The following is a 21,927-nucleotide window of genomic DNA, read 5'->3' as shown; positions in this document are numbered from 1 at the left end:
CAACGCAATGTGGCGAAAATGCAACGATGAGCGGAAGGTGTCAAGCAGCTGGGAACAAACTAACGCATCAGGCGCCACGAGAGCTGCGATAGACCGAGACACCCAGTTCCCGGATCTTCTTTCGCAGGGTGTTGCGATTGAGGCCGAGGAGATCGGCCGCCTTGATCTGGTTGCCGCGAGTGGCCGTCAGCGCCGCCAGGATCAGCGGATATTCCAGCTCCGTCAGGACGCGATCGTAGAGGCCGGGCGGCGGCAGGTTATCGCCGAAGCTCGCGAAATAGCTGCGCATGTTCTCTTCCACAGCCTGCGCGATGGTGAGCGAACCGTTGCGCGTGCCCATTTTATCGATCGGGCTGTCGGGAACGTCCGAGCGCAGCTCCGATTCGATGATCTCGCGGCTCATGACCTCCTGCGGATACAGCGCCATCAGGCGGCGGACCAGGTTTTCCAGCTCACGCACGTTGCCCGGCCAGGCATAGGCCTTCATGAGATCCAGCGCCTCGGTGTCGAAACGCTTGCCGTCGAGTCCCTCCTTTTCGGCCATCTGCATGAAATGGCGAACGAGATCGGGAATATCCTCGGCGCGGTCGCGCAAGGGAGGCAGGCGCAGCGGCACGACGTTCAAGCGGTAATAGAGGTCCTCGCGGAACAAGCCCTGGTTGATGAGGTGCTTCAGGTCCTTGTTGGTGGCCGCGACGATGCGCACGTCGGTACGGATCGGCGTGCGGCCGCCGACAGTGGTGTATTCGCCCTGCTGCAGGACGCGCAAAAGACGCGTCTGGGCGTCCATCGGCATGTCCCCGATCTCGTCGAGGAAGAGCGTACCGCCCTCGGCCTGCTCGAAGCGGCCGGTGGAGCGGTTCTGAGCGCCGGTAAACGCGCCTTTCTCATGCCCGAAAAGTTCCGATTCGATCAGGTCGCGCGGGATAGCAGCCATGTTGATCGCCACGAACGGGCCGTTGCGGCGCTTGCCGTAGTCGTGAAGCGCACGGGCGACCAGTTCCTTGCCGGTGCCGGACTCACCGGTGATCATCAGCGTCAGGTCGGTCTGCATCAGACGCGCGAGGACGCGGTAGATTTCCTGCATGGCGGCGGAGCGGCCGACCAGTGGCATGCCGTCCTGCATGTCGTCGTCGAGGCGGGCGGGCTTACGCTTCGGTTCCGCAAGTGCCCGGCCGATGATGGCGATCAGCTCGGTCAGGTCGAACGGTTTCGGCAGGTAATCGTAGGCACCCTTTTCGGAGGCCTTGATGGCGGTCATGAAGGTGTTCTGGGCACTCATGACCAGCACCGGCAGATCGGGCCGCGCCTTCTTGATGCGCGGCAGCAGGTCGAAGGCGTTCTCGTCGGGCATGATCACGTCGGTGACGACGAGATCGCCCTCGCCGGCCGAGATCCAGCGCCACAGGGTGGCGGCATTGGAGGTGATGCGCACTTCGTAGCCAGCCCTGGTCAAGGCCTGGTTCAGAACAGTGCGGATGGCCGCGTCGTCGTCGGCGACAAGGATCGTGGCAGTCATTTTAAGTTTCCTGTGGAGTTCAAGGCGCGGCCGTCGATGGCCTCTTCCTTGTGCATGGGCATCAGAACACGGAATATCGTCCGGCGCGCCTGGCTGTCGCATTCGACGATGCCGCCATGGCCACCGATGATCTTGGCGACCAGGGCCAGGCCCAAGCCGGAGCCGTTTGTCTTGGTGGTGATGAAGGGATCGAAGAGATGCGGCACGAGATCGGTCGGAACGCCGGGTCCGTTGTCGATGACGCAGAATTCGAGCGGCAGGGAAATCTTGTCCCGCGTGCCTGCGACCGAGAGCTTGATGCCCGGGCGATAGGCGGTCGTCAGCATGATTTCGCCATCCGGCTGGTCACCGACGGCTTCGGCCGCGTTCTTGATGAGGTTGAGGAAGACCTGCACCAGCTGGTCGCGGTTGGCAAAGACCGGCGGCAGCGACGGATCGTACATTTCGGAAATCTTGATCTTGCGGGCAAAGCCGGCCTTGGCGACCGCCTTCACGTGATCGAGGACCGAATGGATGTTGAGGGCTATGCGATCGACCGGACGTTCGTCGGAGAAGACTTCCATGCGGTCGACCAGCGAGACGATGCGGTCGGTCTCGTCGCAGATCAGCTGGGTCAGCGCCCGATCGTCGTCGGGGACGACGCTTTCGAGAAGCTGGGCGGCGCCGCGGATGCCCGACAGCGGGTTCTTGATCTCGTGCGCCAGCATGGAGGCCAAACCCGTCACCGAACGGGCGGCGGCGCGATGGGTGAGCTGGCGGTCGATCTTGTCGGCCATGGAGCGTTCCTGGAAGACGACGACCACCGAGCCCGGCTCGCTGACGACAGGCGCGACATAGAGGTCGACCAGTTTATCCTGGCCGAGGCGGGGCGACGACAGGTCGACGCGGTACTCGTTGACCGGCGCTTTACGCTCGCGCACCTGGTCGATCAGGGCGAGCAGCGGGCTGCCGAAGGGGATGAAGGTGGAGATCCTGTTCTTGGCGAGATGGGCGGCGCTGGCGCCGAAGAAGGCCTCCGCCTCCCAGTTTGCGAACGCGACCTTGCCCGCCGCATCGACCAGGATCACCGGGTTCTGCACCGAATTGAGGACCGCCATGGCGAGCGCATTGCCGATCGTGGCATCCTGCGCCTGGGACTTGCTCATGCGGCCTCCTTCTGGGCGGCGACGGATTGACCGCCGAGCGCTGCTGTCATCCGGCGCGAGACATCGGCCGGGTCTTTCGAAATCATGATGGCGGCCTTTTCTTCGACCGGCAGGCCGGCCGCATAGCGGTCGAGATACCAGCCGAGCTGTTTTCGCGCATGCCGGAGGCCGGCCTCGCGGCCGTAAAGCTCCAGCATCGCCTCGTAGTGTTCGACGACCAGGCCGGGGATTTCCGACCTTGTAGGCCCCGCATGACCGGCGAGCCAGCCGACATGCCAGGGCCGCCCCTGCGCGCCGCGGCCGACCATGACCGCATCGGCGCCTGAGCGCGCCAGGATAGCTTGAGCGTCCTCGGGTGATTCGACGTCGCCATTGGCGATCAGCGGAATGGAGATCGCGTCGCGCACCGCGCGGATCGCATCCCAGTCCGCCCTGCCCTCGTAGAACTGCATGCGGGTGCGGCCGTGGATGGTCACCAACCGGACGCCGGCCTGTTCGGCGCGGCGGGCGATCTCCGGCGCATTGATGGAATTTTCGTCCCAGCCGAGCCGCATCTTCAGGGTCACGGGCACGCTGACGGCGTTGACCGTCGCCTCGATCATGGACAGCGCGTGGTCCGGATCGCGCATCAGCGCCGAGCCGGAATAACCGCCCGTCACCTTCTTGGCCGGACACCCCATGTTGATGTCGATGATATCGGCGCCGTTGTCGGCAGCGATTTTCGCGGCTTCCGCCATCGGCTTCGCCTCGCGACCGGCGAGCTGGACCATATGCGGCGAGATGCCGGCCCCCTTCAGCCGTGCCCATGATTCGCCGCGGTTCAGAATGAGCTCACCGCTGGCAACCATTTCCGTCACGACGAGCCCGGCGCCATAACGCCAGGCAAGCTGCCTGAACGGCAGATCGGTGACGCCGGACATCGGCGCCAGGACGACGCGATTGCGAATGGCGACAGGCCCGATCTGAAAAGGCTTGGCAAGATCTTGGAAACTCAAATGATGATCTTTCGGGCACATGAGATAGTTGCACTATTTTTATTCATGTCTCGGGCGTTTGCCAAGAGCAATTCCGGAACTGCGTTATTTTTGAGCGGCATGCTGGAATTCAGGCTTTTGGTCCTATAGTTCTGCGCCTGTCAATCCAAAACGAGTTACGGGTCGAGGACGACAAAGCCATGACAATCGGTTCCATGACAATCGGTATCGTCATCGTCGCCGCGGGCCGCGGGGAACGAGCAGGCTCCCTGCAAGACGGTCCCAAGCAGTACCGACGGATCGGCGACAGACCGGTCATCGCCCATACGCTCGAGCGATTTCTGACCTGGCGCCGAAGCGGCCCGATCGTGGTCGTCATCCACCCGGACGACGAGGCGTTGTTTGCGGCGGCAACGGCCGGCATCCAGGGGGCGGCGGCCGTGATCACCACGTTCGGCGGCGAGACCCGGCAGCGCTCGGTCTACGAAGGCCTGCGGGCCCTCTCCGGCACCGAGGCCACCCATGTGATGATCCACGATGCGGCGCGCCCCTTCGTCGATCACGGCGTGCTCGAGCGGGTGGCGCAGGCGCTCGACGAGGGACAGGACGGCGTGCTGCCGGCCATTCCCGTCAGCGATACGCTGAAGCGCAGCGGTTCCGACGGGCTGGTGCACGAGACCGTGCCGCGCTCCGGCCTCTACGCCGCGCAGACGCCGCAGAGTTTTCTTCTCTCCGAAATCCGCACCGCCCACGAGAAAGCGGCGGCACTGCGCCGCGAGGATTTCACCGACGACGCCTCGATCGCCGAATGGGCCGGCCTGCCGGTGACCCTGGTGGAAGGATCGGTCGACAATATCAAACTCACCGTAAAGCGGGATATCGCCATGGCCGACGAAAAACTCTCCCAGAGCCTGTCCTCGGCCGCCCTCCCCGATGTACGCACCGGCAACGGTTACGATGTGCACCAGCTGGAACCAGGCGACGGCGTGACGCTCTGCGGCGTGTTCATTCCCCACGACCAGAAGCTCAGCGGCCATTCGGATGCGGATGTCGCGCTGCATGCGCTGACCGATGCGCTGCTCGCCACCTGCGGCGCCGGCGATATCGGCGACCACTTTCCGCCGTCCGACATGCAGTGGCGCGGTGCGCCGTCGAAGATTTTCCTCGACCATGCGGCAAAGATCGTCCGCGAGCGTGGCGGCACGATCATGAATGCCGATATCTCGCTGATTGCCGAAGCGCCAAAGATCGCACCGCACCGCCAGGCGATGCGCGAAACCCTCTGCGAGATTCTCGGCATTTCGCTCGACCGCTGCTCGGTCAAAGCGACCACCAACGAAAAGATCGGCTTCATCGGCCGCCGCGAGGGCATTGCGGCGATCGCCACGGCGACCGTCGTTTATCGCGGAGATGCTGCGTGAGCCTGTTTCCCGCCGATATCGAGGACCAGGCCAGACGGATCATCATGGATTTCAGCGCGCGCGGAAAAATGGTCGCGACCGCCGAATCCTGCACGGGCGGGCTGATCGCCGGGGCGTTGACGGAGATTTCCGGCTCGTCCGCCGTCGTCGACCGCGGTTTCGTCACCTATACGAACCAGGCGAAGATGGACATGCTCGGGGTGGCGGACGCCACGCTCGCGACGTATGGCGCGGTGTCGAAAGAAACCGCGCTGCAGATGGTGCACGGCGCGCTGTATCGCTCAAAGGCCGCCGTGGCGGTTGCGGTCACCGGCATCGCGGGGCCTGGCGGCGGATCGGCGGAAAAACCCGTCGGGCTGGTGCATGTGGCTGCGAAAAGCCGTTCGGGAAATATCCTGCACCGGGAAATGCACTACGGCGATATCGGCCGCACGGAGGTCAGGCTTGCGACCGTCAGAACCGCGCTGGAAATGCTGACCGAGGTGGCCGCTCAGGCGTAGATCTTGTCGGCCCGCTTTTCGAAGGCTTCGGCGAACATGCGGAAGGCGCGGTCGAACATCGACCCCATCAGGGCGCCGAGGATCATGCTCTTGAACTCGTAATCGATGTAGAAATGCACGACGCACCCCTCTGGGCCGGCATTCGGCGAGCCGTCCGCCGGCTCGAAGCTCCAGCGGTTGTCGAGGTATTTGAACGGTCCCTCGATATATTTCACGTCGATGATCCGCTCGGCCGGATTGAGCAGGACCTGGGTGGTGAAGGTCTCGCGGATCGCCTTGTAGCCGACCGTCATGTCGGCCACGAGCAGCGTCTTGCCGTCACGCTCCTTGGAGGAGCGCACGGCCAGCGCTTCGCAGAGCGGCAGGAATTGCGGATATTTTTCGACATCAGCGACGAGCGCGTACATCTTTTCGGCGCTGTGCTTCACGGGACGGCGGATTTCGAACTTTGGCATGATCCCGAGTTAAGCGCCCGCTCCGATAAGATCAAGAAGATCGCGCATTTCGCGACGGGATTTCAACACCAGAACCGGCTTGCCGATCGCGTGTGCCGCCAACCCGGCAGCCACGCGCGGGCCATAGACCTTCTCCCAGGTCCAGACGAAGCGGAGGAATTGCCATTCCATCTTCTCCGGGCAACCGGGCGCCACTTCCGGACGGGTGCGGCCCCTGTTCGTGATCCAGCGGCTGAGAATTCCCCAGACGCACAGCCAGCGCGGCATGCGCACCCAGATGACCAGATCGCTGCGCGGCACGCGAATGTCGAACGTGGAGGTATTGGTGCCATCCATGATCCAGCGTTCGCCAGCGGCCAGCTCGACGATGAGGCGATGCTGTTCGAGCTTGTCCCGCTGCACCCAGCCCGGCAACCAGAGCACATCGCGGTCGATGGAGATGTAAGTAAGCTTGAAACGGCGGGCGATCTTCTGCGCCAGCGTCGATTTACCGCCGCCGGAACAGCCGATGACCAGAATTCTGTCCGCATTGGAGACCTTGTCTGCCGCCTCGGCAATTCCCACGTAACGGATCGCATTCACGCCAGATTCCATATCCATGATGATCTCCCGTGAATCAGACTCGCTGCGTCGTGATTGGCGGTAGACGCCGATGATGACAGGAGGATTTCAATGTCGCGCAGACGGCGCTATAGAGGTCGCCGAACGCGATTGTGACGTAGCTTTGACACGGATGTCAGAGTGGCTGGTTCAACCACCGGTCATTTGTCGATGTCAGATGGCATTCAGATTAATAAGATTTAATGTAGGATTCATCCGGTTGTAGTGATCCAGAGTCGCAAGCCAGCGTACAATTGGTATAATCAACCGATAGCAGACCGGGCGCACCCGAAAGAAGCATCCATGGACGATTTCTCGCAGATGATAAAGCTGCTCGAATCCGCAAAGCAGCTTGCAGACATGAACCAGCTTCCCATGCTGGTCTATCTTATTGAAATGGCGAAGAGCGAAGCGCGCGGACACCGTTTCACGCTGCGCGAACGCCGGCGTGGCCAGGACAAGCACGAAAAGGTTCAGGCAGCCGAATAAGATTTAAGACCGGCTCGCCGCCCTACTCGGCGGCGGCCAGCACTTTCCTCTCGCGTGCAGCCCTGAGGCGAGCGAAATCATCACCAGCGTGATGCGAAGACCGGGTCAGCGGGCTCGAGGACACCATCAGGAAACCCTTGGCATAGGCCACCGTCTCGTAGGACTTGAACTCTTCCGGCGTGACGAAGCTTTCTACCTTGTGGTGCTTGCGGGTCGGCTGCAGATACTGGCCGATCGTCAGGAAATCGACGTCGGCCGTGCGCAGATCGTCCATCAGCTGCAGCACTTCGTTGCGCTCCTCGCCGAGCCCCACCATGATGCCCGACTTGGTAAACATGGTTGGATCCAGCTCCTTCACCCGCTGCAGCAGCCGGACGGAGTGGAAATAACGGGCGCCGGGGCGCACCGTCAGGTAGTTGCCCGGCACGGTTTCCATGTTGTGATTGAACACGTCCGGCTTGGCGGCGACGACGCGCTCCAGCGCACCGGGCTTCTTCAGGAAGTCGGGCGTCAGGATCTCGATGGTCGTTGCCGGCGATGCGGCGCGGATCGCCCAGATCACCTTTTCGAAATGCTCGGCACCGCCATCCGCCAGGTCGTCGCGGTCGACGGAGGTGATCACCACATGGGTGAGGCCCATCTGCTTGACGGCCTTGGCGACGTTTTCGGGCTCTTCCATATCCAGCGCGTTCGGCTTGCCGGTCGCGACGTTGCAGAAGGCGCAGGCGCGGGTACAGATCTCGCCCATGATCATGAAGGTGGCGTGCTTCTTGTCCCAGCACTCGCCGATATTGGGGCAGCCCGCTTCCTCGCAGACCGTCACCAGCTTGTTTTCCTTCACGATCGCGCGGGTTTCTTGGTAGCCCTTGGAGACCGGCGCCCGGACGCGTATCCATTCGGGCTTGCGCATGACTTCCTGATCCGGCCGGTGGGCCTTTTCCGGATGACGGACGCGCTTTTCATCGCCGGATGCGATCGTGTCGAGAATGGTGACCATAAGAACCTGCTTTCAACCGCCTGTATCGCGGGGTTCGTCAGCGCCTGACGAGTTTGGCAAGAAATAGCAAAATGCAGGAGCCGATGAAACCTGCAACCAGGTAACCCAGCCATCCGTCTGCAACATGGATGTTGAACCAGTTGAAGATGCCGTTGGCCAGCACCGCGCCGACGATACCGATGACGATGTTCATGAAAATGCCGAAACGGACGTCCATCAGCTTGCCGGCGAGCCAACCCGCCAGGCCGCCGATGATGATCGCCGCAATCCAACCTACCTGCATGCTACGCTCCCGTTCCAGAGACACTCATATGGGCGGCGCCCGGCCGTGGAACAATCCCCGGCAGGGCGATCTCGTCAGGCATTCAGCGCCCGGCCGTAGGCGTCGAGCACGCTTTCCTTCATCGTCTCGGAAATGGTCGGATGCGGGAAGATGGTGTGCATCAGTTCCTCTTCCGTCGTCTCCAGGTTCATGGCGACGACGAAGCCCTGGATCAGTTCGGTGACTTCGGCGCCAACCATGTGGGCGCCGATCAGTTCGCCGGTCTTTTTGTCGAAGATGGTCTTGACGAGGCCCTGGTCCTCGCCGAGCGCGATCGCCTTGCCGTTGGCGACGAACGGGAAGCGGCCGACGCGGATGTCGCGGCCTTCGGCCTTGGCCTTGGCTTCGGTGAGGCCGACGGAGGCGACCTGAGGGTTGCAATAGGTGCAGCCCGGGATCTTCAGCTTGTCCATCGGATGGACATTCGGCAGGCCGGCGATCTTTTCGACGCAGATGACCGCTTCGTGCTCGGCCTTGTGGGCGAGCAGCGGCGGACCGGCGACGTCGCCGATCGCATAGAGGCCGGGCACGTTGGTCTTGCCGTAGCCGTCGATGACGAGGAAGCCGCGGTCGGTCTTCACGCCGAGCGCCTCGAGGCCGATGCCTTCGATATTGGCCTGGACGCCGACGGCCGAGATCATCCGGTCGGCGGTGATCTCCTGCGTCTTGCCGTCCTTCAGCTCGATCGTCGCGGTGACCGAGTTGGCGCCCTTCACGACCTTGGCAACCTTGGCTTCAAGCAGGATCTTCATGCCCTGGCGCTCGAACTGCTTCTTGGCAAGCGCCGAGATGTCCGCGTCCTCGACTGGCATGACCTGGCTCATGATCTCGACGACGGTGACCTCGACGCCCATGGTGCGATAGAAGCTCGCGAATTCGATGCCGATGGCGCCCGAGCCCATGACCAGCAGCGACTTCGGCATCTCTTCCGGCTTCATCGCCTCGAAATAGGTCCAGATCAGCTTGCCATCCGGCTCGATGCCGGGCAGCGCGCGCGGACGGGCACCTGTCGCAATGATGATGTGTTTGGCGGTGTAGGTGCCCTCGCCGAGCGTATTCTTCGGGATCGGGCCGATCGGCTCGACCGGTTTCTTGGTGGTCTTGGAAACGACGATCTCGCCGGGCTTGGTAAGCTTCGCCTCACCCCAGATGATGTCGACCTTGTTCTTCTTGAACAGGAAACCGACGCCGTTGTTCATGCGGTGGGCGATGCCGCGCGAGCGGTCGACGATCGCCTTGACGTCCGGCTTGATCGTGCCTTCCAGCGTCAGGCCGTAGTCCTTCGCATGGGTCGCGGTGTGCATCACGTCGGCCGAGCGCAGAAGCGCCTTGGTCGGAATGCAGCCCCAGTTGGAGCAGATGCCGGCGAGGTGCTCGCGCTCGACGACGGCGACTTTCAGCCCGAGCTGGGATGCCCGGATGGCGGCGATATAACCGCCGGGACCGGAACCGATGACGATGACGTCGTAGGATTGAGCCATTGCTTTCCTGCCTTCTCATTGGGGGGCCAGCTCCAAGCGGCCCGCCTCGGGAAATCTTGTTCTAGATACCCAGCATCATCCGGACGATCGGCTCAAGGCCGCGTCCGATCGCGCGGGTATTTTCTGCATCGAGATGCACGCCGTCGATCGGCGTCGTTTTCGCCACCGATCCCGCATCGAAGAAACCGCAGCCGAGGTCGTCGGCGAGGTCCCGATAAAGCGAGGCGAGCATGGAAGACTGCTCGACGCCGCCCTTGAAGATCGCCGAAAAAATCGGGTCGGCGGTCTCGCAGAGCGGCGGCGGCGAAACGATCAGGATATCCGGCGCGTCGTAGTCGAACGAATATTCGTGGTGACGGATCAGCCCCACCAGACGCTGAATGCCGGCACGCGCCGCATGGGCAGTGCCGGCGATCATCGGCTTCATGTCGTTGGTGCCGAGCATGATGATCACCAGATCGAGCGGCATGTGGGTATGCAGCACAGTCGGCAGGTTCGTGACGCCGTTGCGGTCGCAGTCGGCAAGGTGATCGGCGTAACCCGTCGTGCGGCCGTTCAGCCCCTCGGCGATGACGGTGACGTCGGAACCGAGCGCAGCTCCGAGGACGCTCGACCAACGGTCCTCGAACGCATGCCGGCCCGGTCCTTCAGGATCGAAACCCCAGGTGAGCGAGTCGCCGAAGCACAGAACGGTTTTCATGGATATGTCTCCGCTTCCCCTCCCTTGCGGATACCTCTCCGCAAGGGCGAGAGAAAACCGTTTACACCAGCATCGCCATCGGGTTTTCGATGTAGCGCTTGAAGGCGGACGCGAGTTCCGCACCGAGCGCGCCGTCGATGACACGGTGGTCGAAGGCGAAGGTTGCGGTCATCACCGTGCCCACCTTGATTTCGCCGTTCTTGACGATCGGCTTCTCGACGCCTGCGCCGATCGAGACGATCGAGGCCTGCGGCAGGTTGACGATCGAGGTGAAGTTGGAGACGCCGAACATGCCGAGGTTGGACACGGAGGTCGTGCCGCCCTGGTACTCTTCCGGCTTCAGCTTCTTGTCGCGGGCGCGTCTCGCAAGATCCTTCACCTCGTTGGAGATGACGGACAGCGTCTTCGTTTCTGCCTTGCGCACGATCGGGGTGATCAGGCCGTCGGGGATGGATACGGCCACGCCGACGTCTGCATGTTTGTGCAGCACGCGGGCCGTCGAGGTCCAGGAAGCATTCGCCATCGGGACATCGCGCAAAGCGAGCGCCATCGCCTTGATGATGAAGTCGTTGACCGACAGCTTGAAGGCGGGAACATCGCCCTTGTCGGTCTTCTTCATCGGCGAAGACTTGTTGATCTCGGCACGCAGTTTCATCAGCGCATCGAGCTCGCAATCCATCGAGACGAAGTAGGAGGGAACCGTCTGGCTCGACTCGGTAAGGCGCGAGGCGATCGTCTTGCGCATGCCGTCATGCGGCAGAAGCTCGTACGAACCCTCGGGGAAAAGCTTCAGGACGGTATCGTCTGCCGGACCCTTGGCGATCGCCGGAGCCGGTGCGCCGGCAGTTTGCTGAGCAGCAGCCGGAGTAGCCTTTGCGCCGCCGGAGGCAACTGCCTTTTCGATATCGGCCTTGACGACACGGCCGTGCGGGCCGGAGCCGGAAACGGCCGAAAGATCGAGGCCGGCTTCCTTTGCGAGGCGACGGGCGAGTGGAGACGAGAAGGTCTTTGCGCCGGACGACGATGCCGGAGCAGCAGCCGGAGCCGGTGTCGCGACAGCAGGCGCCGGTTCGGACGCCTTCGGAGCCGGAGCGGCTTCCGCCTTCGGAGCGGGTGCAGCCTCGGCCTTCGGAGCCGGAGATGCACCACCGCCCGAAGAGGCGGCAGCCGAGACATCCTCGCCGTCGGCGGCAAGAATGGCGATCAGGGCATTGACCTTGACGCCTTCGGTACCGGCCGCAACGACGAGCTTGGCAACTGTGCCCTCATCGACGGATTCGACTTCCATGGTCGCCTTGTCGGTCTCGATCTCGGCGAGCACGTCGCCCGACTTGACCTTGTCGCCTTCCTTGACCAACCACTTGGAAAGATTGCCCTCTTCCATGGTCGGGGAAAGGGCAGGCATGGTGATGTTGATCGGCATCGAAACATCCTCCCCTTATTTGTAGCAGACGGTTTTCACCGCCTGGACGACTTCGCCGACATTCGGCAGCGCCAGCTTTTCGAGATTGGCCGCATAAGGCATCGGAACGTCCTTGCCGGCGATCGTCAGGATCGGCGCGTCGAGATAATCGAAGGCCTGCTGCATGACGCGGGTGGCGATTTCGGTGCCGACCGACGACTGCGGATACCCTTCCTCGACGGTGACTAGGCGGCCGGTCTTCTTGACCGATTCGATGACAGTCGGCAGATCCATCGGACGGATGGTGCGAAGGTCGATCAGTTCGACGTCGATGCCTTCCTTTTCCAACTCGGCGATTGCCTTGAGGGAATAGGTCATGCCGATGCCGAAGGACACGATGGTAACGTCCTTGCCCTTTTTGTGGATGCGGGCCTTGCCGATCGGCAGGACGAAATCGTCGAGCTTCGGCACCTCGAACTGGTGGCCGTAGAGGATTTCGTTTTCGAGGAAGATAACCGGGTTCGGATCGCGGATGGCCGCTTTCAGGAGACCCTTCGCGTCGGCTGCGGTGTACGGCATGACGACCTTGAGACCCGGGATCTGGCTATACCATGCGGCATAATCCTGGCTGTGCTGGGCGCCGACGCGGGCGGCGGCACCGTTCGGGCCGCGGAACACGATCGGCGCACCCATCTGGCCACCCGACATGTAGAGCGTCTTGGCGGCCGAGTTGATGATCTGGTCGATCGCCTGCATGGCGAAGTTGAAGGTCATGAACTCGACGATCGGCTTCAGGCCCGCCATTGCGGCACCGACGCCGACGCCGGCAAAGCCGTGTTCGGTGATCGGGGTATCGACGACGCGGCGAGCACCGAATTCCTGCAGCAACCCTTGGGTGATCTTGTAGGCGCCCTGGTATTCGGCGACTTCCTCACCCATGACGAAGACGTTCTCGTCGCGGCGCATTTCTTCGGCCATCGCGTCGCGCAGTGCTTCGCGAACGGTGGTCATGACCATTTCGGTGCCGGCCGGAATATCCGGGTCGGCAGCGGCCTCGACCTTCGGCTGGGCCGGGACCGAGGCGGCAGCAGGCGTCTCTTCCGTTGCTTCGCGGGCCTTGCCGCCTGCGGCGTCGGACGTTGCAGCCGGCGTATCCGCGTCAGCCTTCGGGGCTTCTTTGGCAGGAGCCGAAGACCCGATCGAATCAACGCTCTCGCCATCTTGCAGGAGCACGGCGATCTTGGTGTTGACCTTGACGTTTTCGGTGCCGGCCTCGATCAGCAGCTTGCCGATCACGCCTTCATCGACGGCTTCCACTTCCATGGTCGCCTTGTCGGTCTCGATTTCGGCGATCACGTCGCCGGAGGTGACCTTGTCACCCTCTTTTTTCAGCCACTTGCTGAGCGTGCCTTCCTCCATGGTCGGAGAAAGGGCGGGCATCAGGATATCGATTGGCATTGGGTTCCCTCCCCGCGATCAGAGCAGAATGTCGGTGTAGAGCTCGGACGGATCCGGCTCCGGATCGGCCTGGGCGAAATCGGCGCTATCCGAAACGACGTCGCGGATATCCTTGTCGATCGCTTTCAGCTCGTCCTCGGTGGCCCAGCCCTTTTCGATCAGGCGCAGGCGCACCTGCTCGATCGGGTCGTGCTCGGAACGCATCTTCTGCACCTCGTCCTTGGAGCGATATTTCGCCGGGTCGGACATGGAGTGGCCGCGATAACGGTAGGTGAGCATTTCGAGAATGATCGGGCCCTTGCCGGAGCGGCAGTGCTCGAGCGCCTCGTCGCCGGCGGCCTTCACGGCGCGAACGTCCATGCCGTCGACCTGGATGCCCGGAATACCGAAGCCGGAACCACGCAGCGAGTAGTTCGACTGCGCCGTCGCACGGGCCGTCGAGGTGCCCATCGCATAACGGTTGTTCTCGACGATATAGACGATCGGCAGCTTCCAGAGGGCCGCCATGTTGAAGCTCTCGTAGACCTGGCCCTGGTTGGCCGCGCCATCGCCGAAATAGGCGACCGAGACGCTGTCATTACCACGATACCTGTTGGCGAAGGCGAGACCGGTTCCGAGCGAAACCTGGGCGCCGACGATGCCGTGGCCGCCGTAGAAATTCTTTTCCTTGGAGAACATGTGCATCGAGCCGCCCTTCCCTCGGGAATAGCCGCCCTTGCGTCCGGTGAGCTCGGCCATGACGCCACGCGCGCTCATGCCGGTTGCCAGCATATGCCCATGGTCGCGATAGGCGGTAATAACCTGGTCACCCTCCTGCTGCGCCATCTGCATGCCGACGACGACAGCTTCCTGGCCGATATAGAGGTGACAGAAACCACCGATGAAGCCCATGCCGTAGAGCTGGCCGGCCTTTTCCTCGAAACGGCGGATCATCAGCATCTCACGATAGGCGTGAAGATCCTGATCCTTGCCGAAATCCGGGGTGTTCTTACCCGTAAACTCCTTGGCGGAGGATTTCGAGGCTGATTTGATTGCAGACTTTGCCGCTGGTTTGCGGCCGGATACAGACGCGGTTTTTGTCGGCGCCATTCATCCCTCCCTTTGAGTTCTGCGTTGAGAGCGAGATTACGCCCTGACGTGTATCGCCAGATTCCCACTCTGGTGTCGGGCCGTACCATAGGCAAGAAAAGCTGCCCCAGCAATGCCATAAACGCATGGCTCACATTCCGCGCAACACGATGAAAAGGTTACAGAAATATGAAATTAACTGGATTTCGGTTAATTTAGAAGTAGTTGTTGAAGATGACGATTTCGTCGCCGCGCGAGACATTCAGCTGATAACGGGCGATCTCGTCCAGCATATCCTTGTCAAGCGAACCATCGCTCATCAGCTGAACCTGCCGCTCCAGCGTCTCGCGCCGTGCGGTCAACTTTGCGAGCTCGCCTGCACGCGCCTGCCGCTGACGTTCGAATTCCTCCGTGGCGATCAAGCCGAGATCGCCGTGGATGGAATGATAGCCGAAGTAGCAAAGAAACGCGACTGTGATGGCGGGAAGAACAAAACGGCCGAATTTTCTTTTCTTATGATGCTTTGTCCACATACCGCTCTAACGCCTTGCCACGCTTACGGGATCTCAAATCGATCCGAAACAGAGCTTCAAATTCGCAGAACTTGCTTAAGCAATCGTTGACCAGAATCGAGTCCGAAAAAAGCCCGCGTCTTTCGGCGCGGGCTTCCATGAAAATGTCGAACCTAGGAGGCTGTCAGGCCTTCAGGACGCTGCGGCCGGCATAAACGGCCTGCGGACCGAGCATTTCCTCGATGCGGATAAGCTGGTTGTACTTGGCAAGCCGGTCGGAGCGCGACAGCGAGCCGGTCTTGATCTGTCCGCAATTGGTGGCGACGGCGAGGTCGGCGATCGTCGAGTCTTCGGTTTCGCCCGAGCGGTGCGACATGACGGCGGTGTAGGCCGCCTTGTGGGCAGTCTCGACGGCATCGAGCGTTTCCGACAGCGAGCCGATCTGATTGACCTTGACGAGGATCGAATTGGCGACGCCCTGCCTGATGCCATCGCGCAGGCGCGACGAGTTGGTGACGAACAAATCGTCGCCGACGAGCTGGCACTTGGCGCCGATCTTGTCGGTCAGGTACTTCCAGCCGGCCCAATCGTCTTCGGCCATGCCGTCTTCAATCGAAATGATCGGATATTTGGCTGCAAGCTCGGCGAGGTAATCGGCCATGGCTTCCGGCTCGAGCGTGCGGCCCTCGCCTTCCATCTCGTACTTGCCGTTCTTGAAGAACTCGGTCGAGGCGCAGTCGAGCGCCAGGCAGACGTCGTCGCCTGGGGTGTAGCCGGCCTTCTCGACCGACTTCATGATGAAATCGAGGGCTTCCGGAGCGCTCTTCAGGCCCGGTGCGAAACCGCCTTCGTCGCCGACATTGGTGTTGTGGCCCTGGGCCGCCAGTTCCTTCCGCAGGACGTGGAAGATCTCCGAGCCCATGCGCACGGCGTCCTTCAGCGTGTCGGCGCCGACCGGCATGATCATGAATTCCTGGAAGTCGATCGGATTGTCGGCATGAGCGCCGCCGTTGATGATGTTCATCATCGGAACCGGCAGGACATGCGCATTCGGACCGCCGACATAACGGTAGAGCGGCAGGCCCGAGGTCTCGGCGGCAGCCTTTGCAACGGCGAGCGAGACGCCGAGGATGGCATTGGCGCCGAGGCGCGACTTGTTCGGCGTGCCGTCGAGCGCAATCATGGTCTTGTCGATATGGATCTGGCTCTCTGCATCGAAACCGCCGATCGCATCGAAGATCTCGGTGTTGACGGCTTCGACCGCCTTTTCGACGCCCTTGCCGTGATAGCGCTTGCCGCCGTCACGCAGCTCGACGGCTTCATGTGCGCCGGTGGAGGCGCCCGACGGAACGGCCGCACGGCCCATCGAACCGTCTTCCAGATAGACATCCACCTCAACGGTCGGATTGCCGCGGCTGTCGAGAATTTCGCGGGCGATGATATCGGTGATGGCGGTCAAGGGTCTCTCCCTGGGTTTGGACTTGACGTCACGAGGTCACTGAAAATGTCTCATAATCAATGACACGAAAATTACAATCGAAGCAGTTTGCGTGCTTTTTGTGGGCGCGCTCAGGCCGCCTTGGCGACGGCGTCGAGGGCGAGCAGCTTTTCGAGGAGCTGCGGCATGTTCTTCAGATGCACCATGTTCGGGCCATCCGACGGAGCGTTGTCCGGATCCTCGTGAGTTTCGATGAACAAGCCCGCAATGCCGACGGCAACCGCTGCCCGTGCAAGGACCGGCACCATGCTGCGGTCTCCTCCGGTGGAGCCTCCCTGCCCGCCAGGCTGCTGCACAGAATGCGTCGCATCGAAGATCACCGGTGCGCCCATGGACGCCATGATCGGCAATGAACGCATGTCGGAAACGAGTGTGTTGTAGCCGAAGGACGCGCCGCGTTCGCACAGCAATACGTTGGGATTGCCGCTCGCGGTGATTTTGCCGAGTACGTTCTTCATATCCCAGGGCGCCAGGAACTGGCCCTTCTTAACGTTGATGACGCGGCCGGTCTTGGCAGCGGCGACAAGCAGGTCCGTCTGGCGTGACAGGAAAGCCGGGATCTGCAGGATGTCCACCGTCTTTGCGACGACAGCGCATTGTTCTTCCGTATGAATGTCGGTCAGAACCGGAAAGCCGAACTCCTGCTTCAGGTCTGCGAAGATTTCCATCGACTCTTCGAGCCCGATGCCGCGCTTGCCGGAAATCGACGTGCGGTTGGCCTTGTCGTAGGAGGACTTGTAGACGAGGCTGATGCCGAGCTTGCCGCAGAGTTCCTTCAACGCGCCTGCCATCATGAAGGCGTGGTCGCGGCTTTCCATCTGGCAGGGACCGGCGATCAGCGACAGTTTTGCGTTCTGCGCGAAAACTACCTTGCCGCCTCCTTCGCCGACGGAGACGCTGGAGTTTGCGGTAACTTCCATGATCTATTCCTCGAAGCCGAACAAAACACCCTGGCCGGGTGCCGCCGAGACGAGAACGCGGCCCTCCCGGCGGACGAATGCGACGTCATTAGCAGCAAGGGTGATCTCTGTCACGGCAAGATCGGCGGTTTTGAAGATGACCGCCCGGCCGCGCAGTCCTTCGGCGCCCGGGGTCGGCTGAAGCGCAAATTCCGCCTCGAGCTCCCGATCCTGCAGTATCCGGATGCGGGCATTGGCCGCGGCAAGCTGGAGCGGTGCAGCCTCCGGCGCGGCCTTGGTCAGCAGCACCTGTTCGACCAGCGGAGCGAAATCGGCAGGCGTCGGGGCCGACAGGATGATTTCGCTCAGGCCGGTAACGGTATTGGCATGCCGCTCCAGCCCACTGCGATCTGCGGGCAGCGGGTTGATGCGCTGGCAGGAAAACAGGAAGAATTCGGGCGCGCGATGATCGCCGGCGAATGCCAGCCGGAAGCTCGCCTGCGTCTCGGAACCGTCAGCCAGGGTCATGCCGCGGGAAAATTCCAGCACCTCGCCTGCCGAGACGCCGCGCATCTTGAAACGCGCATGATCGGCCATCGCGTCCCGGGTCGCGACAACGAGAGCGGAAAAGCCCTGCCGGTTGGACGTCTTGCGGAAGGCGAGATCGCGGGCGGTGAAAACGTTGCCGCGCTTTGCCGCAACACCCGCATGGCGTCGGTTGGCAAGAGCCAGCGGCTCCAGGTAGGTCCCATCCGAGAAGAACACACAAGCATTGGCGGTGCCGAAAGGATGAAAAGCGTCCGGCGCAACTGTAAAACCGAGCTCCGTGAGCCTGGAACGCGCAGCGGTAAGTCCCGCCACCGGCAGCACGAGATGATCGATCGGTCTTGCGTTCACGCGAGGGCCCCCTGAATTGGAATCGCAAAGCTACTTTGGCAGCGGGCTGGCGCCGCGCAAGTGGTGTGACACCAGATATCTGGCACGCATCTATGAAGAAAAAATCATCATACTTCACAGAAATTTAGGGACTTGCGGAACACATATGGAACATATAGTGTCCGTTCTGGATTTGTTTCCGACTCTGAGGGTGCCAAAAGATGCTCACGCGCAAACAACAGGAATTGCTTCTGTTCATTCACGAACGCATGAAGGAATCCGGTATCCCGCCGTCATTCGACGAAATGAAGGACGCGCTCGACCTTGCTTCCAAGTCCGGAATCCATCGTCTGATCACGGCGCTCGAGGAGCGCGGCTTCATCCGCCGCCTGCCGAACCGGGCCCGCGCGCTGGAAGTCATCAAGCTCCCGGAGGCTTATTCGCCAAGCATCCAGCCGCGGCGCGGTTTTTCGCCTAGCGTCATCGAGGGCAGCCTCGGCAAACCGCAGCCGGTCGCAGCACCTCAGAAACTCGCAGCCAACGATGGCTCGTCGAACGCCACGACCGTTCCCGTCATGGGCCGCATCGCCGCCGGCGTGCCGATCTCGGCGATCCAGAACAACACGCACGACATCTCCGTGCCGGCCGAGATGCTCGGCTCCGGAGAACATTACGCGCTGGAGGTCAAGGGCGATTCGATGATCGAGGCCGGCATTCTCGACGGCGACACCGTGATCATCCGCAACGGCACGACAGCCAATCCCGGCGACATCATCGTGGCGCTAGTGGACGATGAAGAAGCGACGCTGAAGCGTTTTCGCCGCCGCGGCGCCTCGATCGCGCTCGAAGCCGCCAACCCCGCCTACGAAACCCGCATTTTCGGGCCTGATCGGGTGAAGATCCAGGGCAAGCTCGTCGGCCTCATCCGCCGTTATCACTGATCAGCTGCCGGAGCGGTTCCGGCAACGCGTTGTCGAAACTCTGGCTTCGCCAATCATGGTGGCGGTGCCGGGTCCAGGGCCTGTCCTCGGCTGCCATTGCGGCACGGACCTGCCAGCGTCGTATGTCGCCCGTGCCGTTCAACGAAATCTCCAGCGCGCCGGTCTTTCTGAGCGTCGTGCCATTGATCATCAGTCCGCCGGACCGGCATCGGTCGAAGCGTGCCCGCGGGGCGATGACAAGATCGGCGGCGTCGCAGGCAGCGCCGGCATAACGGCCGTCTTCTACGGCCACGATGATGGCGTTGTCCGTGCTTGCGGCGCACCAGGCCTTCGGTTCGCAGGTGAAGCGGGCGGAAGTCACCTGGCTTATTCGCAACCTCACGGTTTCGAGTTCCGCCGAGGTCAACTCACGGCGCTTATCGTTTTTTGCGCCTGATGGCTTGCGGTCGGGCGGCTTGTCTCTGGCTGGCGACATATCCGGTTTGGTCGGGTCGCCGAGCAGAAGCGCCCTCTTCCACTGATCATAGATGAAATCAGGCGGGCGGGCGCGATTGGTAGTAACCCGTCCCTCGTCTACGAGCGCCACCATCGTCCCGTCTTCCGAGACCAATATATCCGCCAGGGGCATCGATCGCTCATGCCAGGAAAACAGCAGAGCGGTCACCATCAGCGGCGGGCCGATCAGCCTTAGCTTCGTCCTGAGCAGGGTCAGCAGCAGGAAGCCTGCCGTCGAGACCGTCAGGAACCATGGATGCTGGCGGCCTATCCCGACATCACCGCCCCAGGCGGCCACGTGCCCGGCAATGGCGATCACCGCTTCCAGACCGAGGCCCATGAGCTTCATGAAAGGAGCATCAAGACCGAAGGGCATCAGCAGCATGCCGACCAGACCGGCCGGCATCACCACGAAAGAGATGATCGGCATGGCTGCGAGGTTTGCGGCGAGGCCATAGGTGGCGATGCGATGAAAATGCTCGACCGAAAACATCGCGGTCGAAACGCCGCCGATCAGCGAGGTGACGAAAACGCCGGCTGCGAAATTCCGGGAGGCTAGGACGGGCATCACCATGGGGTGACGGAACGGCAGAGGCTGAGGATCGCGGCCTTCGGCTCTCTGTTTCCAGAGCGCGTAACCGGCGACCAAGGCGGCGGTGGCAGCAAACGACATCTGGAAGCTCGGCCCGAGCATTTCCGAGGGCGACATGGCGATGATGACGAGCGCGGACAGCGCCACATTGTGCAGGCTGATCGACGGTCGGTCGAAGAGGACGGCAACCAGCATGATGGCCATCATGATGTAGGCCCGCTCGGCCGAAACGCCGAAACCGGAGATCAGGTAATAGGCGGTGACCATTATCAGGGCGCCGAGTGCGGCGATCTTCTTCACCGGATAGGCATGGCCGAAGCCCATAAAGACCGAAAGCGCCGTCCGCACGCCGACAAAGAAGATACCGGCGGCGAGCGCCATGTTCAGCCCGGAAATGGCGACGATATGGGCTAATCCCGAAAGCCGCAAAGCCTCGGTCGTCCCTTTGGAGATCGCCCGGCGTTCGTCCGTCACGATTGCCGCGGCAAAGGCGCCGGGATCTCCCGGCACGGTCTCACGGATACGAGTGGCGATTGCGCTGCGGAGATCGAAAAGCCGGCTTTCGATGTCGGCAATCCAGCTCCGCCCGGACGGACCGGCAGCCTGTTTTTTCGGCGCTCCATAAAAAAATCCGACCGCGCCGATGCCGTCGAAATAGGAGGAGAAGGCAAAGTCGTTGAGGCCAGGCAGTGCCGGTCCGGAGGGCGGTGAAAGGCGCGTGCGGCCGCTGATCGTCTCGCCGATCTGGGCGGGCTCATGTCGGGACCTTGCAAGCAGCGATACACGCTCCGGCGGGCGCCTGACTTCCGGATTGGATGTCCGGTCGATAAGGACGACATAGCGCCAACGGCCCTGGGCATCGATCTCCCTGCGCTCGACCACGCCGGCAAGCTCGGTGGTCACCGGCATATCGAGAACGACGGTGGACCGTCGCCAGGTCTCGAACTGTGCCAGCATCATGCCGCCCAGAAAGAGTGCGACACCGAGCGGCAAGAGATGGATCGTGCCGGAGCGATGGCGCGAGGCGATGACGAAGATTGTGCAAACGCAGAAAACGAGGAAAAACGGCCAGAAAGCGGGGTTCTGGGGCAGTGCGAACCAGCAGACGGCCCCTGCCCCGACGACGACCGGCAGGAAAAGGAAGCCATGGCCGTAGACCGTCTCCTCCTCCAGCATGACCGGGAGACGGCGTCGCAGCCGATCGAGGCGTCGGCTTGCGGAGCGGCGAAAGCCTCCGTCCAGCGTATGGACCGGCGGGCGGCGCTCGATCGCGGGGAAAAGCTCGGCCAGATTTCGGAGCTTGCCCGAGTCGGGAGCGCTTGTGTTTATGCGGGGGTCCGGCGGCCGGGATATCAGCTTCCCTGCCTCGGCATGCGTCGGAAATGCATCTTCCTCCGGCATGAAACGCTCTGTTCGCCCCACCGCCAGACATGCGGCAATACAACCTGCGCGTTAATTCCTCGGTCGTCAACTGGCGGTTAAATATCGGGAATTCCGAGGCGTCGAGAGGGCATGCAACAGGAAGTTGGACATCCAAGCAAAAGCTGTTGCCCAATAATTTTTCGCGCTGCACAAAATGCCGT

The 21,927-nt window shown here is 62.0% G+C and carries 21 protein-coding genes; 4 read left to right on the top strand and 17 right to left on the bottom strand.

From position 1 onward, the window contains the following. Positions 1 to 67: 67 nt before the first annotated feature. The 3 genes from ntrC to dusB are packed head-to-tail and all read right to left on the bottom strand — an operon-like array spanning position 68 to position 3,680. The gene (gene ntrC / locus RG540_RS07945) at positions 68 to 1,519 is read right to left on the bottom strand and encodes a nitrogen regulation protein NR(I) (protein WP_038586422.1); all 1,452 of its coding nucleotides are present in this window, start codon (positions 1,517 to 1,519) and stop codon (positions 68 to 70) included. After that, on the bottom strand, positions 1,516 to 2,664 hold the full coding sequence (locus RG540_RS07940; protein ID WP_038586419.1) for a two-component system sensor histidine kinase NtrB: 1,149 nt from the start codon (positions 2,662 to 2,664) through the stop codon (positions 1,516 to 1,518). Before RG540_RS07940 ends, ntrC begins: the two co-directional genes overlap by 4 nt. Continuing rightward, positions 2,661 to 3,680 carry a tRNA dihydrouridine synthase DusB gene (gene dusB / locus RG540_RS07935; RefSeq protein ID WP_038586416.1) on the bottom strand — a complete coding sequence of 340 codons (1,020 nt, stop codon included), beginning with the start codon at positions 3,678 to 3,680 and terminating at the stop codon, positions 2,661 to 2,663. Before dusB ends, RG540_RS07940 begins: the two co-directional genes overlap by 4 nt. 158 nt (positions 3,681 to 3,838) lie before the next feature. On the opposite strand from dusB, the gene RG540_RS07930 reads away from it, so the two are divergent. Continuing rightward, positions 3,839 to 5,059, top strand: a complete 1,221-nt coding sequence (locus RG540_RS07930; protein ID WP_038586413.1) for a bifunctional 2-C-methyl-D-erythritol 4-phosphate cytidylyltransferase/2-C-methyl-D-erythritol 2,4-cyclodiphosphate synthase — start codon at positions 3,839 to 3,841, stop codon at positions 5,057 to 5,059. Then, positions 5,056 to 5,559, top strand: coding sequence for a CinA family protein (locus RG540_RS07925; protein ID WP_038586410.1), 504 nt, complete (start codon positions 5,056 to 5,058; stop codon positions 5,557 to 5,559). The genes RG540_RS07930 and RG540_RS07925 overlap by 4 nt, the downstream gene beginning before the upstream one ends. Here the strand turns inward: RG540_RS07925 and RG540_RS07920 are convergent. Together RG540_RS07920 and RG540_RS07915 are read right to left on the bottom strand one after the other, a co-directional pair. Continuing rightward, positions 5,550 to 6,014, bottom strand: coding sequence for a type II toxin-antitoxin system RatA family toxin (locus RG540_RS07920; protein WP_038586407.1), 465 nt, complete (start codon positions 6,012 to 6,014; stop codon positions 5,550 to 5,552). The genes RG540_RS07925 and RG540_RS07920 overlap by 10 nt on opposite strands. 9 nt (positions 6,015 to 6,023) lie before the next feature. Further along, positions 6,024 to 6,614, bottom strand: coding sequence for a P-loop NTPase family protein (locus RG540_RS07915; RefSeq protein WP_038586404.1), 591 nt, complete (start codon positions 6,612 to 6,614; stop codon positions 6,024 to 6,026). A gap of 303 nt (positions 6,615 to 6,917) precedes the next feature. Here RG540_RS07915 and RG540_RS07910 point away from each other — a divergent pair, with 303 nt between their 5' ends. Continuing rightward, complete coding sequence (locus RG540_RS07910) at positions 6,918 to 7,103, top strand: hypothetical protein (RefSeq protein ID WP_007758868.1); 186 nt, start codon at positions 6,918 to 6,920, stop codon at positions 7,101 to 7,103. Positions 7,104 to 7,125: 22 nt separating this feature from the next. Here RG540_RS07910 and lipA read toward each other — a convergent pair whose 3' ends face one another. The 11 genes from lipA to RG540_RS07855 form a co-directional block, all read right to left on the bottom strand. Continuing rightward, the gene (gene lipA / locus RG540_RS07905) at positions 7,126 to 8,100 is read right to left on the bottom strand and encodes a lipoyl synthase (RefSeq protein WP_038586401.1); all 975 of its coding nucleotides are present in this window, start codon (positions 8,098 to 8,100) and stop codon (positions 7,126 to 7,128) included. A gap of 37 nt (positions 8,101 to 8,137) precedes the next feature. Further along, on the bottom strand, positions 8,138 to 8,383 hold the full coding sequence (locus RG540_RS07900) for a GlsB/YeaQ/YmgE family stress response membrane protein (RefSeq protein ID WP_038586397.1): 246 nt from the start codon (positions 8,381 to 8,383) through the stop codon (positions 8,138 to 8,140). 74 nt (positions 8,384 to 8,457) lie between these two features. Further along, positions 8,458 to 9,903 (bottom strand): dihydrolipoyl dehydrogenase, encoded by a 1,446-nt coding sequence (gene lpdA / locus RG540_RS07895; protein ID WP_038586394.1) that lies wholly within the window; start codon positions 9,901 to 9,903, stop codon positions 8,458 to 8,460. Positions 9,904 to 9,964: 61 nt separating this feature from the next. Then, positions 9,965 to 10,603 (bottom strand): SGNH/GDSL hydrolase family protein, encoded by a 639-nt coding sequence (locus tag RG540_RS07890; RefSeq protein WP_038586391.1) that lies wholly within the window; start codon positions 10,601 to 10,603, stop codon positions 9,965 to 9,967. 61 nt (positions 10,604 to 10,664) lie between these two features. Next, positions 10,665 to 12,026, bottom strand: coding sequence for a pyruvate dehydrogenase complex dihydrolipoamide acetyltransferase (locus RG540_RS07885; RefSeq protein ID WP_038586388.1), 1,362 nt, complete (start codon positions 12,024 to 12,026; stop codon positions 10,665 to 10,667). 15 nt (positions 12,027 to 12,041) lie between these two features. Then, on the bottom strand, positions 12,042 to 13,463 hold the full coding sequence (locus tag RG540_RS07880) for a pyruvate dehydrogenase complex E1 component subunit beta (protein WP_038586386.1): 1,422 nt from the start codon (positions 13,461 to 13,463) through the stop codon (positions 12,042 to 12,044). Positions 13,464 to 13,481: 18 nt separating this feature from the next. After that, positions 13,482 to 14,552 (bottom strand): pyruvate dehydrogenase (acetyl-transferring) E1 component subunit alpha, encoded by a 1,071-nt coding sequence (gene pdhA, locus RG540_RS07875; protein WP_038586383.1) that lies wholly within the window; start codon positions 14,550 to 14,552, stop codon positions 13,482 to 13,484. Between the two features lie 194 nt (positions 14,553 to 14,746). Next, positions 14,747 to 15,064 (bottom strand): FtsB family cell division protein, encoded by a 318-nt coding sequence (locus RG540_RS07870; protein WP_038542632.1) that lies wholly within the window; start codon positions 15,062 to 15,064, stop codon positions 14,747 to 14,749. 163 nt (positions 15,065 to 15,227) lie between these two features. Next, positions 15,228 to 16,502: a phosphopyruvate hydratase gene (eno, locus tag RG540_RS07865; protein ID WP_038542630.1), complete on the bottom strand. Its 1,275-nt coding sequence runs from the start codon at positions 16,500 to 16,502 to the stop codon at positions 15,228 to 15,230. Between the two features lie 110 nt (positions 16,503 to 16,612). After that, positions 16,613 to 17,461, bottom strand: coding sequence for a 3-deoxy-8-phosphooctulonate synthase (gene kdsA, locus RG540_RS07860; protein ID WP_038586380.1), 849 nt, complete (start codon positions 17,459 to 17,461; stop codon positions 16,613 to 16,615). A 3-nt stretch (positions 17,462 to 17,464) separates the two neighbouring features. Next, positions 17,465 to 18,337, bottom strand: a complete 873-nt coding sequence (locus tag RG540_RS07855; protein ID WP_038586377.1) for a VOC family protein — start codon at positions 18,335 to 18,337, stop codon at positions 17,465 to 17,467. 200 nt (positions 18,338 to 18,537) lie between these two features. Between RG540_RS07855 and lexA the strand changes: the two genes are divergently transcribed. Next, positions 18,538 to 19,257 carry a transcriptional repressor LexA gene (gene lexA / locus RG540_RS07850; protein WP_038586375.1) on the top strand — a complete coding sequence of 240 codons (720 nt, stop codon included), beginning with the start codon at positions 18,538 to 18,540 and terminating at the stop codon, positions 19,255 to 19,257. On the opposite strand, the gene RG540_RS07845 is transcribed toward lexA, so the two are convergent. Continuing rightward, positions 19,238 to 21,745 (bottom strand): ComEC/Rec2 family competence protein, encoded by a 2,508-nt coding sequence (locus tag RG540_RS07845; RefSeq protein ID WP_038586372.1) that lies wholly within the window; start codon positions 21,743 to 21,745, stop codon positions 19,238 to 19,240. The two genes, lexA and RG540_RS07845, sit on opposite strands and share 20 nt — an antisense overlap. Positions 21,746 to 21,927 lie beyond the last annotated feature (182 nt).

The sequence above is a fragment of the Neorhizobium galegae bv. orientalis str. HAMBI 540 genome (assembly GCF_000731315.1).
In the GTDB taxonomy this organism is placed as follows: domain Bacteria; phylum Pseudomonadota; class Alphaproteobacteria; order Rhizobiales; family Rhizobiaceae; genus Neorhizobium; species Neorhizobium galegae.
This window is presented reverse-complemented; position numbering and strand designations above follow the sequence as displayed.

Excerpts from the sequence above, each read along its gene's own strand:
- kdsA (WP_038586380.1), bottom strand. The coding sequence starts at position 17,461 with ATGGAAGTTACCGCAAACTCCAGCGTCTCCGTCGGCGAAGGAGGCGGC.
- ntrC (WP_038586422.1), bottom strand. The coding sequence starts at position 1,519 with ATGACTGCCACGATCCTTGTCGCCGACGACGACGCGGCCATCCGCACT.
- lipA (WP_038586401.1), bottom strand. The coding sequence starts at position 8,100 with ATGGTCACCATTCTCGACACGATCGCATCCGGCGATGAAAAGCGCGTC.
- RG540_RS07940 (WP_038586419.1), bottom strand. The coding sequence starts at position 2,664 with ATGAGCAAGTCCCAGGCGCAGGATGCCACGATCGGCAATGCGCTCGCC.
- RG540_RS07870 (WP_038542632.1), bottom strand. The coding sequence starts at position 15,064 with ATGTGGACAAAGCATCATAAGAAAAGAAAATTCGGCCGTTTTGTTCTT.
- RG540_RS07930 (WP_038586413.1), top strand. The coding sequence starts at position 3,839 with ATGACAATCGGTTCCATGACAATCGGTATCGTCATCGTCGCCGCGGGC.
- RG540_RS07910 (WP_007758868.1), top strand. The coding sequence starts at position 6,918 with ATGGACGATTTCTCGCAGATGATAAAGCTGCTCGAATCCGCAAAGCAG.
- RG540_RS07900 (WP_038586397.1), bottom strand. The coding sequence starts at position 8,383 with ATGCAGGTAGGTTGGATTGCGGCGATCATCATCGGCGGCCTGGCGGGT.
- RG540_RS07880 (WP_038586386.1), bottom strand. The coding sequence starts at position 13,463 with ATGCCAATCGATATCCTGATGCCCGCCCTTTCTCCGACCATGGAGGAA.
- lexA (WP_038586375.1), top strand. The coding sequence starts at position 18,538 with ATGCTCACGCGCAAACAACAGGAATTGCTTCTGTTCATTCACGAACGC.
- dusB (WP_038586416.1), bottom strand. The coding sequence starts at position 3,680 with ATGTGCCCGAAAGATCATCATTTGAGTTTCCAAGATCTTGCCAAGCCT.
- RG540_RS07915 (WP_038586404.1), bottom strand. The coding sequence starts at position 6,614 with ATGGATATGGAATCTGGCGTGAATGCGATCCGTTACGTGGGAATTGCC.
- pdhA (WP_038586383.1), bottom strand. The coding sequence starts at position 14,552 with ATGGCGCCGACAAAAACCGCGTCTGTATCCGGCCGCAAACCAGCGGCA.
- RG540_RS07845 (WP_038586372.1), bottom strand. The coding sequence starts at position 21,745 with ATGCCGGAGGAAGATGCATTTCCGACGCATGCCGAGGCAGGGAAGCTG.
- RG540_RS07885 (WP_038586388.1), bottom strand. The coding sequence starts at position 12,026 with ATGCCGATCAACATCACCATGCCTGCCCTTTCCCCGACCATGGAAGAG.
- RG540_RS07890 (WP_038586391.1), bottom strand. The coding sequence starts at position 10,603 with ATGAAAACCGTTCTGTGCTTCGGCGACTCGCTCACCTGGGGTTTCGAT.
- RG540_RS07920 (WP_038586407.1), bottom strand. The coding sequence starts at position 6,014 with ATGCCAAAGTTCGAAATCCGCCGTCCCGTGAAGCACAGCGCCGAAAAG.
- lpdA (WP_038586394.1), bottom strand. The coding sequence starts at position 9,903 with ATGGCTCAATCCTACGACGTCATCGTCATCGGTTCCGGTCCCGGCGGT.